This is a genomic window from Bradyrhizobium sp. HKCCYLS3077 (assembly GCF_051167555.1).
Lineage (GTDB): Bacteria > Pseudomonadota > Alphaproteobacteria > Rhizobiales > Xanthobacteraceae > Bradyrhizobium.
Window position 1 is genome coordinate 37549 of record NZ_JBNPTH010000010.1, and the last position, 17161, is coordinate 54709.

Consider the following 17161-nt stretch of genomic DNA (forward strand, 5'->3'; position numbering starts at 1 on the left):
TCCGGTGGCGTTGCCCGTTGGATCGCAAGACCCGGCGTCGCTGATCAAGACCACCAAGGAGATGCTGCGGTCGATTCCGAGGCATGGCCTCGGCTATGGCGTGCTGCGCTATCTCGGCTCCGAGGCGCAACGCGGTCTGCTGGCAGCAGGCCCGCCGCCGCGGATTGGGTTCAACTATCTCGGCCAGCTCGACGACGCGGCGCGCGAGGCCGGGCTGTTCACGATGGCGATCGAGAATGCGGGCCCGTCGCGGGCGGCTTCGAGCTTGTTGCGACATGATATCGCCATCAACGCGGCGGTGCGCGACGCTTGTCTGCAGCTCTCGTTCGGCTTCAGCAGAACGCGGTATCGCCGCGCGACCATTGACCGCCTGGCCGGCTGTTTCGAGGCCGCGCTTCGCGAGTTGGTCGATCACTGCATAGGTGACGCTCGCGGGCTGACGCCCTCGGATGTTCCGCTGTCGCGGCTGGGGCAGGCCGAGCTCGACGGGCTCGCGCTGGATTGGCGCGAGGTCGAAGACATTTATCCGCTGTCGCCGATGCAGCAGGGCATGCTGTTCCACGCGTCGCATGACGATGGGACGGGCGTCTACGTCAACCAGGTCACCGCCGAGGTCACCGGTCTCGACTCGGGCAGGTTGCGGCAGGCGTGGCAGGCGGTCAGTGATCGTCATGACGTTCTGCGCAGCGGTTTCGTGTGGCTCGAACTCTCAGGGCCGCCGCAGCAGGTCGTCTATCGGAGCGCTGACGTCGCGTTCATCGAAGAGGATTGGCGGGCCCGCGCCGCAGTGCTCGCCCCCTCGGTGCTCGATGATGCGCTGAATGCCGCGGCCGAGCGCGAACGTGCGGAGGGATTCGATCTCGCGCGGCCGCCCTTGCAGCGCGTCAGGCTCATCCGGATCGGCGACGGGCGGCATTGGCTGATCTGGACGCACCATCACATCCTGATGGACGGCTGGAGCTCGGCCCGCTTCATCGCCGAGGTGATGCGGCATCACGGCAGCGGATCGCTGCCGGCCCGGCCGCCACGCTACCGCGAGTACATCGCATGGCTGCAGGCGCAGGACCACGCCGTGTCGGCGGCATTCTGGCGCGCGGCCTTGGCCGCGCTCGAGGAGCCGAGCCTGCTGGCGCCGTCGGCCGCGAAGCCGCGCACCGGACACGGCTCGCTCGCGATGACCGTCGATGCCGGGCTCAGCCAGCGGCTGCAGCGGTTTGCGACGCGCGAGCGGGTGACGCTCAACACCGTGGTGCAGGCCGCCTGGGCGCAACTGCTCCGCCGTTACACCGGCCAGGCCACGATCTGCTTCGGCGTGACGGTGTCCGACCGGCCGGCCGGACTGGCCGGTGCCGAGGAGATGGTCGGGCTCTTCATCAACACCTTGCCGATCGTCGATCACGCCAAGCCGGAGCAGCCCGTCGGCGCCTGGCTCCGCGACCTGCAGGATCGCAATCTCGCGCTTCGGGATCACGGCTGGATGCCGCTCGCCGACATCCAGCGCATCGCCGGCCGCGCTGGCCGCCCGCTGTTCGACAGCATCGTGGTGTTCGAGAACTATCCGGTCGACGACGCGTTGAAGACGAATGGCGGAACGGTGAGCGCCAGCCGCACCCGCATTCTCGAGTCCAGCAACTATCCGCTGTTCCTCAGCGTCGCCCTCGATGGCGGGCTACGTCTCGTCGTCAATTATCAGCATCGCCATTTCGACGAGGTGGAGATCGGCCGGCTGCAGAGCGCCTTCGTGCGGTTGCTCGCAGCGATCAGCCGTGACACGGCGCAGGCCGTGGGATGTCTCGCTGCGGCCGATCCCGCCGATGCCGCGTTGCTGGCGCGGGTCAACGAGACGTCTACTCCGCTCGACGCGGTCGGCTTCTTGGCACAGATCGAGCGCCAGGCGGCACGCGTCCCCGCGGCGGTCGCGCTCGCGCAGGGCGAGGTCGCAATCAGCTACGCTGAACTCAATGCACGCGCGAACCGGCTGGCCCGGCGCCTCGTGGTGCACGGTGTCGGCCCGGATGTGGTGGTCGGCGTCGCGCTTGACCGGAGCGCGACGATGCTGGTGGCGCTGCTCGCGATCCTCAAATCGGGCGCCGCCTATCTGCCGCTCGATCCGGATTATCCTGCGGATCGCTTGTCTCACATGTTGCGTGATAGCGGCGCCAGGCTGCTGCTGACGGAAGCTCGATTGAACGACCGCTTCGCTGCCGTGCTGGTTGATGGTGGCACCGAGGCGTGGCTGCTCGACGAGACCGGAGGCGGAGAAGCGGGTGATTCAGGCAATCTGGATATCGTCATTCACCCCGAGAGCCTCGCTTACGTCATCTACACGTCCGGCTCGACCGGATTGCCGAAGGGCGTGATGGTGCGCCATGGCGCGGTCACGAACTTCCTGGCGACGATGGCCGAGCAGCCCGGCGTGACCAGCGAAGATCGCGTGCTGGGGCTGACGTCGCTGTCGTTCGACATCGCCGTGCTCGAGCTGTGGCTGCCGCTGACTCACGGCGCACAGATCGTGCTGGCCGATCGGGACGCGGCGCATGATCCGGCCAGGCTGAAGTCGATCGTGTCCCGCCATGGCGTGAGCATGATGCAGGCCACGCCATCGACCTGGCGGATGCTGCTCGATCATGACCAGGCATCCGATTGGCTGCCGCACGGCTGCAGGCTGTTGAGCGGCGGCGAGGCGCTCGCACCTGATCTGGCGCTTCGGCTGGTCGCGCTGGCCGGAGAGGTCTGGAATCTGTTTGGACCGACCGAGACCACGGTGTGGTCGGCGCGCCATCGGCTCGATGCCGTCGATCCCCTGCCTGTGCTCGGTGGCCCGATCGGCAACACGACGCTGCATGTGCTCGATGGCGATCTCAACCACGCTCCGGTCGGCGTGGCCGGCGAGCTCTTCATCGGCGGCGAAGGTCTGGCGCGCGGCTATTGGAATCGCGCGGCGCTGAGCGCGGAGCGCTTCATTGCCGATCCGTTCGGTGCTCCCGGTGCACGGCTGTACCGGACTGGCGATCTCGCGCGCTGGCGTGCCGATGGCGTGCTCGACTATGTCGGCCGCGCCGATCATCAGGTGAAGATTCGCGGCCACCGGATCGAGCTTGGCGAAATCGAAACGCGACTGCGGGCGCTGCCCGGCGTGCGCGACAGCGTGGTGGTGGCCCAGGCGCTCGGGGGCGGCCGCCAGCTGATCGGCTATGTCAGCAGCGAAGACGCGCTCGACGGCGCGGAGCTGCGTGCGGCCTTGGTCGCCATGCTGCCCGACTACATGGTGCCCGCTCGCGTGATGGTGCTGCCGCGACTGCCGGTGACGCCGAACGGCAAGATCGATCGCAAGGCGTTGCCGCAGCCGGATGCGCGGCCCGCCGATGGGCAGCGGGTTGCGCCACGTAACCGCACCGAGGCCGCGCTTGCGGCAGTCTGGTCCGAGCTGCTGCAACAGCCCGACATTGGCGTCACCGACAATTTCTTCGAGCTCGGCGGTGACTCGATCATTTCGCTGCAGATGGTCAGCCGCGCGCGCCGTGCCGGTCTCGCGCTGGAGCCCAGAGATGTGTTCCGGCTGCAGACGATCGAACTGCTCGCACCGGTCTGCCGCGACCAAAGCGACGCGCAGAAGGCAGCCGCGCCGACGCGTGCAGCGCTGTCGGGGCTGACGCCGGCGCAGCTCGCGCGCCATGGCCTCGACGGCGACGGAGTCGAGGACGTCTATCCGCTGTCGCCGATGCAGCAGGGCATGCTGTTCCACAGCCTGCGCGACGTCGGCAGTGGCGTCTATGTCAACCAGATCAGCGTCGAGATCGGCGGGCTCGATGGCGAACGGCTTCGCGAGGCATGGCAGGTGGTGTCCGCACGGCATCCGATGCTGCGCACCGGTTTCCTCTGGCGCGAACTGGCGGGCGCGCCGCTGCAGGTCGTCTATCGCGAGCTGCTGGTGCCGTTCGTCATCGAGGACCGGCGGGGTGAGGTTGTCGACGAGGCCCGTCTGTCCGCGGCATTGGCGGCGGAACGTGACGCGGAATTCGACCTGGCCGTGCCGCCGCTGCAGCGTGTCCGGCTGTTGCGACTGGACGGTGATCGTCATCGCCTGATCTGGACCTACCACCACATCCTGATGGACGGCTGGAGTTCGGCGCGCTTCATCGGCGAGATCCTGCAGTGCTACGCAGGGCAGCCGCTTCCATCGCGCGCGACACCCTACCGCGACTACATCGGCTGGCTCGTGGCTCAGGATGCCGCCGCCGCGGAGCGCTTCTGGCGCGGACAATTGGCTGGGTTCGATCAGCCGACGCAATTGGCTGGCGCATTCGGCGCCCGCCAGCGCGAGGCCGGTGGTCACCAGCGCTGCTACACGCGGCTCGACGAGCGCGCCACCGCGGCATTGAAGGCGTTCGCCCGTCGCGAGCGCATCACTGTCAACACGGTCATCCAGGGCGTCTGGGCGCTGCTGCTGCAGCGCTACACCGGCCAGCAGACGGTGACCTTCGGCGTCACGGTCTCCGGCCGTCCCGCCGCGCTCGACGGCGCCGAGCAGATGATCGGCCTGTTCATCAACACCTTGCCCGTGATCGAGACGCCGCCCGCGGCCACCGCGGCCGGCGATTGGCTGCGGGCGATCCAGAGCCGCAACGCGGCGATCCGCGACTTCGAACAGACGCCGCTCTACGACATTCAGAGCTGGGCCGGACGTGCCGGCGAGACGATGTTCGACAGCATCATCGTGTTCGAGAACTATCCGGTCGAGCGCGGCCTGCTGCAGGGCGACCACGGGCTGCAGTTCGGCGGCCTGCGCCATGTCGACGTCACCAACTATCCGATGGACCTGTCGGTCGTGGTCGAGGACACGCTGCAGGTCGAGTTCACCTATATGCCGAGCCACTTCGCGGCTGACGAGGCGGAGCAGATCCGGGCTCAGTTCGAGCATCTTCTGGCCGTGCTGGTCCAGCAGCCGGAGCGGCCGCTGGGCGCGATCGGCACGGCGACGGCTTGGGACGTGGAGCGCGCCCGTGTCTGCAACGATCAGGCGGTGGCTGCAGAATCATCCCCCTTCGTTCACGAGGCCATCGCCGCCCAGGCGCGGCGAAGCCCCGCACGGGTCGCGCTGACGATCGGCGGCTCGGACGTCAGTTTCGGCGAGTTCGATCGCCGCGCCAACCGGCTCGCTCATCATCTCCTGGCCGCGGGCCTCGCGCCCGACCAGCGCGTCGGTGTGCTCGTCGAGCGCCGGGCCTCGACGATGGTGGCGCTGCTGGCCGTCCTGAAGGCGGGTGGGGCTTATGTTCCGCTCGATCCCGAGCTTCCACCGGATCGTCTCGCCTATGTGATGCAGGATTCCGGCATGCGTATGCTGCTGGCAGGCTCGGGGATCGCCGACGTCGATGGCGTCCGCCGCATCGATCCGGAAGGAGTCGATGTCGATACCGGACCGGACGATGCGCCTCGCATATCTCTGCATGCGGAGAATCTCGCCTACCTGATCTACACGTCGGGATCGACCGGACGTCCGAAGGGTGTCGCGGTGGCGCATGGCCCGCTCGCGATGCATTGCCGCGCGACGGCCGCGCTCTACGAGATCGACGACAGTTGCAGCGAACTGCATTTCCTGTCGCTGGCGTTCGACGGCGCGCATGAACGCTGGCTCACGGTGCTGTCGCACGGCGCGCGGCTGGTCATGCGCGATGCGGAGCTCTGGACGCCCGAGCGGACCGTCGGCGTGCTGCACGCCGAGCGCGTCACCCATATCGGCCTGCCGCCGGCCTATCTGCAGCAGGTCGCGGAATGGGTGGAGCAGGGCGGCCATCCGCCGCCGGTGAAGTTGTATTCGTTCGGCGGCGAGGCGATGCCGAAGGCTGGCTTCGACAAGGTGAAGCGCGCGCTGAAGCCGCAGATCCTGATCAACGGCTATGGGCCGACCGAAACGGTCGTGACGCCACTGGTCTGGAAGGTCGACGGCGAGACGGAGTGCACGAAAGCCTATGCGCCGATCGGCGTTCCCGTCGGCCGCCGCACGGCCTACATCCTCGACGGCTCGCTCAACCTCGTTCCGGCTGGCGCCGCCGGCGAGCTCTATATCGGCGGCCTCGGACTCGCGCGTGGCTACCACGGCAAGCCCGGCATGACGGCCGAGCGTTTCGTCCCCGATCCATTCTCTTCTGATGACGGCGCAAGGCTGTATCGCACTGGCGATCTGGCGCGCTGGGATGAGAGCGGCACGATCGAGTATCTCGGACGCAGCGACGATCAGGTGAAGATCAGCGGCTTCAGGATCGAGCTCGGCGAAATCCAGTCGGCGCTGCTGCGCGAGCCGACCGTCGCACAGGCGGCGGTGATTGCGGTCCCCGGCGCTGCAGGAAGCCAGCTCGTGGCCTATGTGTCGCCGCGTGACATGCGCGATGCCGCGGCACCCGAGCGGCTGGCCACGGCGCTGGTCGACGCGCTGCGCCGGACGTTGCCGGCCTACATGGTGCCGGCCAGGATCATCGTGCTCGAGCGCCTGCCGACGCTGTCGAGCGGCAAGGTGGACCGGCGCGCGCTGCCTGCGCCGGATGCCGCGCCGGCCAGCGCCTTCGTCGCGCCGGAGACTGCCGCGGAAATCGCGATGGCGAAGCTCTGGGCCGAAGTCCTCGGTGTCGCGCGCGTCGGCGTCACCGACAATTTCTTCGAGCTCGGCGGCAATTCGATGCTCAGCCTGAAGGTCATTGCCCGGGTGCGCCGTGACCCCGTGCTTGGTGGCGAGATCAAGCTGCGCGATCTGCTGCAGAAGCCGACCATCCGCGCGCTGCTCGGCCAGCAGCCCGCAGCCGCGGCGACGCCGTCGGCCCTTCTGCCGCTGAACGGGGCGGTGGCCGGCGTGTCGCCGCTGTTCTGCCTGCACGGCGGCTTCGGGACCGTGTTCGACTATGCGCCGCTGGCGCGCCGCCTCGAGGGCCGGCGGCAACTGATCGGGCTGCAGTGCCGCACGCTGATCGCGCCGGACTTCGCCGATCGCTCGCTCCAGGCCATGGCGGTCGACTATGTCGACGAGATCGTGCGGACGCAGGCGGCAGGGCCGTATCACCTGATCGGCTGGTCGCTCGGCGGCCTGATCGCCTGCCTGGTCGCGGCCGAACTCGAGCGGCGGGGCGCGACTGTCGCATGCCTCGGACTCGTCGACAGCTTCGTCGCGCGGCCAGGCCGGCAGCGGACGTCGGAGCCACATTGGACCGATGATCTGCTCGGACTGCTGTCCGTTGCCGCGCCGAGCCTGCAGCCGTCGATGATCGAGGGCGAGACCGCGCAGATGCGCCTGGTCGGCACGCCCGAAACCGACGAGGCGATCAGGCGCCTGGTCAGCGGCGCGATCGGCGGGGCGTCGTCACGGGTTCGCGATCGGCTTCCGGGCGTGGACGACATCGTCGGCGCATTCCGTGCGGGACGACACCTGAAACAATTGGCGCAGGACGCGGACTGGCCGGAACGCCTCGTCGCCGTTCCAAGCTGCTGGTGGACCTCGCATCGGACCGCGCAACGCGAGTGGCTGACGGCACGCTTCCCTCACGCGGCGGATCTCGGCGTGGCCGGTGACGACCATTTCGCGATCCTTCGACATGAAACCCTGCTGTCCGCGATGTGCTCCTGGCTCGACACGCGCGATCCGGCGCGGACGTCGCCCGCGCTGCAGTCAGAACCAGCCGAATGAGGTGATCATGAGCCTTCATCCCGATATCGCGGCGTTGCTCGAGATGATCCAGCTGGGGACGGAGTCCGGCGTCCGCGTCCCGTTTCCGCAACTGACCCCGGCGCAGGCGCGAGCTGATTTCGATGCCTCGTCGCCGCTGCTGGATGACGATCCACCGCCGCTCGCGCATGAGCGCAAGCTCCGACTGTCGACGCGCGACGGTGCGGCGATCGACGCGAGGCTTTATGCGCCCCGGCGCCCCGACGTGGCCGATCCGATGCCGGTGCTGCTCTACATGCATGGCGGCGGCTTCGTCGTCGGCAGCCTCGACTCCCATCAGCCGCTGTGCCGCGGCCTGGCGCAGGATAGCGGAGTGGCCGTGCTGTCGATCGCCTATCGGCTCGCGCCCGAGCATCGGTTTCCGACGGCGTTCGAGGATTGCGTCGATGCACTCGGCTGGATCGGACGCGAAGGGCCCGCGCTCGGCCTCGACCCGCGCCGCGTCGCCATCGGCGGCGACAGCGCGGGCGGCACACTGGCGGCGGCGCTCGCGATTGCTGCCCGGGACGATCGCGGTCTGCCGCAGCCGGTGCTGCAGGTGCTGGCCTATCCCGGGCTTAGCCCGCAGCAGGTGTCGGAGTCCTATGAGAGGTACGGTGCGGGTTATCTGCTCGAGCGCGAGACGGTGGACTGGTTCTTCAACCACTATCTCCGCGGTGATGCCGACCGGCATGATTGGCGCTTCGCGCCGCTCGCCGCCACCAATCTTGCGGGCGTCGCGCCGGCGATGCTGCTGCTGCCCGAGTTCGATCCACTGGCGGACGAGGGGCACGACTATGCCACACGGCTGCGCGCGGACGGTGTGGCCGTCGATCTCAAGGTCTATCCGGGCATGATCCACGAGTTCCTGCGCATGGGCAATGTCGTGCCCGATGCGCTGCAGGCCCGCGCCGATATCGGCGCCAGCCTCAGGACCGCATTCGCCGCCAAGTCGGGAGCCGGCCAGCCATGACGACCTCAGCCAATCCCGGAGTGACTCATGTCGGCGTCCTGTTGCGGCCGTATTGGATGCTGCTCGTCGTGGCCATCCTTCTCGGGCTGCTCGGCGGCGCCAGCGTCGCGGGCCTGCTCGCGGTGGTCAATCGCGGTCTCTATGCCGGGGCAGGGGATGTCGGCGGACTGGTTGCGTCTTTTGCGGGTCTCTGCGTCCTCGTCGTGATCGGCTCGGTCGGTTCGGACATCAGCGCCAATCTGGTCGGGCAGCGGATCATCGCCTCGCTGCGCAAGTCGCTCGCCGCCAAGATCCTCATGGCGCCGATCGATCAGCTCGAATCCTATCGGTCGCATCGGCTGATTCCGGTGCTGACCAAGGACGTCGACGCGATCAGTGACTTCGCCTTCTTCTTTCCGGCCTTCTTCGTCTCGGGCGTGATCGTCGCCGGCTGCCTCGTCTACCTGGCGGTGCTGTCCTGGCCGCTGTTCCTCGTCACGTCCGCCCTGATCGCGCTGGGATCGTTCGTGCATTTCCTCGCCCGCAGGCGGGGCATGACGGGGTTCAATCTCGCGCGTCAATATGAGGACGATCTGCAGAAACACTACCGCGCGATTGCCGAAGGCGCCAAGGAGTTGCGTCTTCACCGCCCGCGCCGCCGCCATGTCCATGTCGATCTGATCGAGCGGACGGTCGACCGGATCAGCGACGTCCAGATCAAGGCCATCAATCTGCTCGTCACCGCGCGTGCGCTCGGGACCGTGCTTCTGTTCCTGGTGATCGGGACGGCGCTGGTGCTGCGCCCGCTACTGTGGCCGGACAGTCCGGCCTCGGTCTCCAGCGGCTTCGTGCTGGTGCTGCTGTTCATGCGCGGGCCGATCGACCAGCTGATCGGCATGCTGCCCTCGCTCGGTCGTGCGCAGGTGGCGATGCGGCGCATCGCCGACATGTCTGACAAGTTCGCGACGGCCGAGGCCGATCTGCTCGCGGACCCCGCCCCACGGCCGGCGGAGCAGATCGAGTCCATCGAGCTGCGCGGCGTCTCCTACGCGTTCGAGACGCCTTCGGCCGGACAGCCCTTCACGATCGGACCGCTCGATCTGCGCATCCGGCGCGGCGAGATCGTCTTCATCGTCGGCGAGAACGGCAGCGGCAAGACGACGCTGATCAAGCTTCTGCTCGGGCTTTACGTCCCCGATCGCGGCGTGGTGCTGCGCGACGGCAAGCCCGTGGTCAGCGACACCCGCGATGACTACCGGCAGCTCTTCACCACGGTGTTCTCGGACTACTATCTGTTCGACACGCTTGTCCAGCAGCAGGGCAATCCCCGCGCCGACCTTGCGCAGCACTATCTCGATCGTCTGGACCTTGCCCACAAGGTCTCGATCGACGGCGGTGCATTCTCGACCACGGATCTGTCGACCGGCCAACGCAAGCGCCTCGCCCTGATCAATGCCTGGATCGAGGGACGGCCGGTGCTGGTCTTCGACGAATGGGCCGCCGACCAGGATCCGGCATTTCGTCATGTCTTCTATACGGAGTTGCTGGCCGATCTGAAGCGCCTCGGCAAGACGATTGTCGTGATCTCGCATGACGACCGTTATTTCCACTGCGCGGACCGGATCGTGCGCCTGCGCAACGGGCTGATCGACGTCGAGCCGATAGAGGAGCGCAACGATGCCGCAAGGCGGACAGGACCGCGCGCGGTGTCTCTGCACAGCGCGGCGATGTCGCACGCACCGGCGAACGCAGGTGATTTGTAACTAATCTAAACGCAGCGCTGCGGACATTCTTGTTTTGGCTGTCCGGAACAATCTACATCCTGAGCGGGAGTAAACTGTGGTGAACGCCCGCGCAGCTCGATCAAGGGGAGGGTGCTGATGAATGCAAGGGCGAGCCTCGCGGGAACAGCTCAGACGTTTCCGGCAACGGCCGGCATGACGGTCGTACGCGACGACGACGGGCTGCGGGTGATGGCGGACGGGGCGGCACTGCTGTCGCTTCGGCCCCATGGCGAAAGCATGCAACTCGTTGTCCGCGACGGCCTCGATCACGGCCGGCTGTCGAGCGCGGTGGCTGCGATGGCCGAGGCGGCGTTCGCCTGGAGTCCATCGCTCGACTGTCTCGCGGTCGCGCTGGATGACTCGGCGGCGGCCGCTGCCGTTCTTCGGGACGGGCTTGCGGTTGCACGACATGGCAGGCTGGAACTGATGCCGGACATGGTGATGCAGCGACGTGCGGGATGGCTGACGGATGCATCGCGGCCGGCATTTCCGTTGTCGTATGTGATGACGGACGGCAAACGTCATCCGCTGCGGCCGCCGAAGCCGCAAGGGTGCGTCTATTCTCGCTTCATCCCCTGGCTGTCCGAGACCGTCAATTTCCGGGTCGTGGATATCGAGCGGGATCTGCCCTGGGTGCACAAATGGCTCAACGATCCGCGGGTGGACGCGTTCTGGAGCGAAGCGGGCGATCTGGACAAGCATCGTCACTATCTCACGCGTCTGTTGGCTGATGCGCACATGCTGCCGCTGATCGGCTGCTTTGGCGACCGGCCCTTCGGCTATTTCGAGCTCTATTGGGCCAAGGAAAACCGGATCGCTCCGTTCTACGATGCGGGCGACTACGACCGCGGCTGGCACGTGATCGTCGGCGAGGACGCCTTCCGTGGGCGCCGCTTCATCACCGCCTGGCTCCCCTCGCTCATGCACTACATGTTCCTGGACGATGCCCGGACCGAGCGCATCGTCGGCGAGCCTGCGGCCGCGCACGTCCAGCAGTTGCGCAACCTCGACCGAGCCGGATTTGCCCGGATCAAGAACTTCGATTTCCCGCACAAGCGAGCAACCCTGGTCATGTTGCTTCGTGAACGCTTCTTCGGCGACAGGCTCTGGCAGCCGGCGGCCGACGAAGTGCAACGCTGAAGACCCAACGCGGACGGAGCATCACCCATGTCATATCATCCCGCCCCCGATTATGATGTCGTCGGCGTCGGCTTCGGGCCGTCAAACATCGCGCTTGCGATCGCGCTCGACGATTGTTCGCGGCGCCATCACCTGAAGTGCCGCTCGCTGTTCATCGAGAGGCAGCCGGCGTTCAAGTGGCACGGCGGAATGCTGCTGCCTGGCAGCACCATGCAGATCTCATTTCTGAAGGACCTCGTCTCGCTGCGTGATCCGACCAGCCCGTTCACCTTCATCAACTATCTGCACAAGTCGGGACGGCTGCTGGACTTCACCAATTGCAAGACGTTCTACCCGAGCCGTGTCGAGTTCAACGACTACCTGCGCTGGGCGGCCGGCCAGTTCGACCGCTCAGTCGCCTATGGCGAGACCGTCATCGCCGTCGAGCCGGTGCATGCCGGGCAATCAGTGGTCGCGCTCCGCGTCTTATCGCGGACACCGGACGGGCAGGAGCGGTCGCGAAGCGCCGGCAACCTCGTGGTGGCGGTGGGCGGGCATGCTCATATCCCGCCGATCTTTCGGCCTTGTGCGGGTGATCCGCGGATGGTGCACACCAGCGCGTATCTCGACTCCGCTCTTGCCAATGAAATCGGCGGGCAGGCGCCGCGGGTCGCGATCATCGGCGGCGGCCAGAGTGCGGCCGAAGTGACGCTGGACCTGTGCGACCGCAGACCGGATGTCCGGATCGACCTCGTGTTTCGTGGACATGCGCTCAAGCCGTCCGACAGCAGCCCGTTCGTCAATGAAATCTTCAACCCGGAGTTCACGGACTATTTCTACGCGCAGCCCGATGGTCGTCGCAGCGACATCGTCCGGAATTTTCGCAACAGCAATTACGCCGTCGTCGATCCCGAACTTCTCGACCAGCTCTATCGGACGACCTACCAGCAGCGCGTCAACGGCGAGCGCCGGCTTGCCCTTCATCCGTGCAGCGAGATCGTTGCCGTCGAGGCGCGCGCAGAAGGGATCGAGCTCGAACTGCTGAACAAGGATGAGGATGTCCGACGCCGGGAGACCTACGATGCCGTCGTGCTGGCGACCGGATACGAGCGTCCGCTCCTCCCCGAGTTTCTCGCGCCGATCCGTCGCTTCATCGAGCCCGGATCCCTCGACCGCGATTATCGCGTTCGGACGAGTCCCGCGTTCCTGCCGCAAGTGCATCTGCAGGGGTGCTCCGAGATGTCTCATGGTCTGAGCGATACCCTGCTGTCGGTTCTTCCGATGCGTGCGCAGGAGATCACCAGCGCGCTGGTGTCGGCCGCAGGAGGGGATCTGGCAACACGGCTCGAGCCGGATTTGGCCGAGGACGTCTATTCCTAGGAGCGTCGCGACCTCGGATCTGACGACCGCTGTACGACGCAGGTCCGAGGTCGCCAAGCATTTCGACGAGCGGACCGGACTGGGCGCGCTCGTCAGATCGTCTGTTGTCGCCGTGACGGCACGGTTGAGGGACGACGTCCTTCAAGCGGCACGGCGGATTTTGGGAATGAGAAATGGCTGAGCCGCATTTGCCTGAGCGGGTGGTAACCGTGTTGGTAACGAGTGACTATGCGCGGCTCGTGGGCCGAACGATGTCCGAGCGTCTCGACTACATCGTCGATATCGCCTCGCTGCATACGCGGGACGAATTGCTGCGGCGTCTGGATCTCGGCCGCGTGCTCGCTCGACAGGTTGAAAAGTGGCTCGGCTTTCATGGTCGGCGTCTGCGGCGTCCGAATGAGACGATCGACAGTGCGATGTGCAGCCTCGAATTTCGCAAGCGGCGGATACGGCGGTCGCGCGTCGTGGCACGACGCCGCGCTCCCAGCTCGAAGACGCCGACGGGCGAATAGCCCGGCGCTTCGCGAGGCGCCCCAGGTATGCCAAACGCTTCAGAAGGCGCGGCCGCGTCTGTCGCCTGCGATGCCGGTGGCCGCAGTGCAATCGTTCTCGCATCGCATCATACAAAATGAGACTCGACGTCAAGGTGCGGACGGGATGACGTGCGCCCGTCGGCACCTCATCCGCTAGCCTTTCCCGCCGATGGGGGCTCACGGCTCAACAAGACGACGGATGCCCGTGACGCCCGCCGCCACCGGGCCAGCAACGACTGGCCGGCACATTCGTGTGCTCCAGCAAGGGGCGACAAGGGAGGGAGTTCGATGCACATGCGACGCGTGGGGTTCGCCGTGGTCACGGCGCTTTTGCTGTCAGGCACGGCGTACGCGCAGGAGAAGATCAAGGTCGGCGTGACGGCGACCCTTGAAGGCACTTATACGGTGCTCGGCGAGGACGGTATGCGCGGGCATGTCACCGCGCTCAACGTGCTCGGCAAGAAGGTCGGCGACAAGGAACTGGAATTCATCGTCGCCTCGACCGACGCCACGCCGGATTCGGCTGTTCGCGCCGTCCGCAAGCTGATCGAGCAGGACAAGGTGCAGATCCTGTTGTCGCCGCTGTCGGGCGACGAAGGGATCGCCGTCAAGAACTTCGCCAAGACCCGCCCCGAGCTGACCTTCGTCAACGCCGCGTCCGGTGCGCAGGAGACGACCTATGTCGATCCGGCGCCGAATTTCTTCCGGTTCAACATGGACGGCGCGCAGTGGCAGGTCGGCCTCGGCAAGTACGCCTATGAGACCAAGGGCTACCGCAAAATCGCGACAGTCGGTGAGGATTACTCCTTCATCTACACCCAGGTATTCGGTCTGGCGCTCGAATTCTGCGGCCTCGGCGGCAAGATTTCCAGCCGGCAATGGGTACCGCTCGGCACCAAGGACTTCGCCTCGGTCATCGCGGCGCTGCCTGACGACGTCGATGCGATCTACCTCGGCCTCGGCGGCGCCGACGCCGTGAACTTCCTCAACCAGTATCAGCAGGCGGGCGGCAAGGCGCACCTGATGGGCGGCTCGATCATGATCGACCAGACCATCCTGTCGTCCAAGGGCAATGCCAAGAACGCGCTGATCGGAACCATCGCCGCGTCCGGCCAGGCGGACACCTGGGAAGACCCGCGCTGGCAGAAGTTCGTGAAGGCCTATCAGGACTCGTTCCCGCCGGAGAAGCGCTTCCCCAGCCCGTCGCTGCTCGCCACCAACTATTATGGCTCGACCATGGCGCTGATCCTGGCGCTGCGCGAGGTCAATGGCGATCTGTCGGACAACCAGTCAAAGCTGAAGGCGGCGCTGGCGAAGATCGAGATCGATGCGCCCAACGGCAAGATCAAGCTCGACTCCAACCGTCAGGCGATCGGCACCAACTTCGTGACCGAGGTCGTCGATGACGGCAAGGGTGCGCTGTTCAGCAAGGTCGTGAAGGTGATTCCGGACGTCAACCAGACGCTCGGCTACGATGCCGCCACCTTCGCCAAGATCGGGCTGCCGAGCCGGACGGTACCTGAATGTAAGAAGTACTGACCAATTGTGCTCTGCAACTCAACGCGGCCGGAGACTGCTCCGGCCGCGTCGTCGCGTCGCTTGCTTTCTGTGCAGCAATCATCGACGCTGACGCATAATCAAAAAGCCATTTCGGTGAGGAAGTGATGAGTAGGGCGCTCGCCGTCTTTCATGCTCGCTTCGGCCGCGCGACGGTTTATCAGCTCAATCGGCCATTCAACGTGCATGCCCATCGTGAGGGGCATCTGATCTTTCATGTCGGCGGAACTCCAGCTCATATCGACGTCGGCGATCAGCGTCACATTCTCGGTGAGCAGGGGATCGTTGCAGTCAATCCCTGGGAACCGCACAATTTCCTGCCCAACGACGTCGACAATGGCGCGATCTTCTTCGTGCTATACGTCAACGCGGAATGGTTTGCCCCATCGGCTGCTCGCGAGCAGGGTCTTCGGTTCGGCCGGACCTGGTTTCGTCGGACACCGGCGCTCGATCGCTGCATCCGCCGCACCGCAGCACTGGTTTGCGGCGCTCCGTCCCTCGGCTGCCTGGACGGCGAACTACGACAGCTCATCGACAGCTGCTACGAACAGAGCTGGTGCATCCCGGAGCGGATGCGCGAGCGTACGTGTGCCGAGGTGACCGATTTTCGTGTTCGCAAATGCATCAAGCTGATGTCGGACAGCCCTTGTGCCGAGATCGAACTCGATGACATCGCCCGCGAGTCCGGCCTGTCCCGTCCGCATTTCTATCGCTTGTTCCGCAGCCAGACAGGCGTGACGCCGAACCTCTATCTGAACACGCTGCTGATGGAGCGGGCTCTGGACGCGGTGGTGGCGACGGAGTCGCCGATCGCGGATATCGGCTTCGATCTCGGCTTCTCGTCGCAAAGCGGCTTCACGCGCTTCTTCGCTGCGAATGTCGGGATGGCGCCGACCGACTATCGCCGCGCTGCAAAAGTGCTGCGCGCCTGACGTGCTGCTACGCACCGCGCGAAAAGAGACTGTCGATCAAACCCATCCACGCATCGCTCGCTACACTTCGCTCAACGTGATCCGAAAACGGATCCGATGAGGGAGGATGCGCGATGGCCGGCAGACCCGGCGACCTCTGGCTGGATGTGCGTTGCGGCCGCAATGACGGAGCCATGCTCCTGATTGCGGGGGAGGATCGATGAGTCGCTTCATCGAGCGCCATCCGATCTGGTCTCTCATTGTCCTGCTGGCTGTGGCAGTGCTGGTCTGGCTGATAGTTGCCGTCTGGCCACCGGCTCTGGAAGAGGCGGTCGGGCGCAAGAAGGTGTTCCTTAGCGCCGTCTTCAACGGCATCACGCTCGGCGGGCTCTATTTCCTCGTCGCAAGCGGCTTCACCCTGATCTTCGGCCTGATGCGCAATGTGAACCTCGCGCACGGCTCGCTCTATCTGTTCGGCGGCTATGTCGGCTACGGCATTTCGTCCGCGACCGGCTCGTGGATTCTGGCCTTCATTGCCGCGTTCATTGTCGTCGCGATTGTCGGCGTCCTGCTGCAGTTCTTCGTGTTTCGTCGCATGGAGGGCCAGGACCTGCGGCAGACGATGGTGACGATCGGCCTGTCGATCGTGTTCGCCGATCTCATGCTGTGGGCGTTCGGCGGCGATTTCTATCAGATCCAGACGCCGGCCTGGCTGATCGGACCGGTGCAGCTGCCGCTGATGACGGCGATGAAATCATCCGGCGAGGCGGTGTTCCTGCAATATCCGCTGGTGCGTCTGGTGATCTTCTGCGGCTCGGTCGTGATCGGCATCCTGATGTGGCTGGCGCTCAACCGCACCCGGGTCGGGATGATCGTGCGCGCCGGCGTCGATGACCGCGAGATCCTCGCCGCGACCGGCGTGCAGATCCAGCTCGTCTTTGTGTTAGTGTTTGCCTTCGGCGCCGGTCTTGCGGGTATTGCCGGCGTTGTCGGCGGAACCTTCCAATCGCTGTCGCCCGGCGAGGATACGAGGTTCCTGCTGGCCTCGCTGGTCGTCGTCATCGTCGGCGGCATGGGATCGATCCCGGGAGCTGCGCTCGGCGCGCTCATTATCGGGCTCGCCGAGCAGCTCGGCTCGGTCTACATCCCGACCTATGCGATCGTCGTGACCTTCCTGATCATGGTCCTGGTGCTGGCGTTGCGGCCCCAGGGCCTGCTGGCGAGGCGGTGAG

General features: G+C 66.0%; 9 protein-coding genes (1 of these 9 cut by a window edge). All 9 read left to right on the plus strand.

The window, feature by feature from the left end:
* A protein-coding gene (locus ACQR0Z_RS31630; RefSeq protein WP_434921249.1) for a non-ribosomal peptide synthase/polyketide synthase crosses the window boundary here: on the plus strand, positions 1-7675 show its 3' end. Its footprint begins 8726 nt before the window's first position; only the last 7675 of its 16401 coding nucleotides appear in the window; its start codon lies beyond the left edge, outside the window; its stop codon occupies positions 7673-7675.
* Positions 7676-7682: 7 nt separating this feature from the next.
* Positions 7683-8666: an alpha/beta hydrolase gene (locus tag ACQR0Z_RS31635; RefSeq protein WP_434921250.1), complete on the plus strand. Its 984-nt coding sequence runs from the start codon at positions 7683-7685 to the stop codon at positions 8664-8666.
* Complete coding sequence (locus tag ACQR0Z_RS31640) at positions 8663-10408, plus strand: cyclic peptide export ABC transporter (RefSeq protein ID WP_434876690.1); 1746 nt, start codon at positions 8663-8665, stop codon at positions 10406-10408. The genes ACQR0Z_RS31635 and ACQR0Z_RS31640 overlap by 4 nt, the downstream gene beginning before the upstream one ends.
* Positions 10409-10525: 117 nt before the next feature.
* On the plus strand, positions 10526-11569 hold the full coding sequence (locus tag ACQR0Z_RS31645) for a GNAT family N-acetyltransferase (RefSeq protein WP_434921251.1): 1044 nt from the start codon (positions 10526-10528) through the stop codon (positions 11567-11569).
* A 27-nt stretch (positions 11570-11596) separates the two neighbouring features.
* Positions 11597-12928 carry a lysine N(6)-hydroxylase/L-ornithine N(5)-oxygenase family protein gene (locus tag ACQR0Z_RS31650; protein WP_434921252.1) on the plus strand — a complete coding sequence of 444 codons (1332 nt, stop codon included), beginning with the start codon at positions 11597-11599 and terminating at the stop codon, positions 12926-12928.
* Positions 12929-13101: 173 nt separating this feature from the next.
* Entirely contained in the window at positions 13102-13440 is a 339-nt protein-coding gene (locus ACQR0Z_RS31655) for a hypothetical protein (RefSeq protein ID WP_434857751.1), read from the plus strand.
* A 309-nt stretch (positions 13441-13749) separates the two neighbouring features.
* Positions 13750-15000: an ABC transporter substrate-binding protein gene (locus ACQR0Z_RS31660; RefSeq protein WP_434857750.1), complete on the plus strand. Its 1251-nt coding sequence runs from the start codon at positions 13750-13752 to the stop codon at positions 14998-15000.
* A 125-nt stretch (positions 15001-15125) separates the two neighbouring features.
* Positions 15126-15950 carry an AraC family transcriptional regulator gene (locus ACQR0Z_RS31665; protein WP_434921253.1) on the plus strand — a complete coding sequence of 275 codons (825 nt, stop codon included), beginning with the start codon at positions 15126-15128 and terminating at the stop codon, positions 15948-15950.
* Between the two features lie 199 nt (positions 15951-16149).
* A complete protein-coding gene (locus tag ACQR0Z_RS31670) occupies positions 16150-17160 on the plus strand; it encodes a branched-chain amino acid ABC transporter permease (RefSeq protein WP_434857748.1) in 1011 nt (336 codons plus the stop codon).
* Position 17161 lies beyond the last annotated feature (1 nt).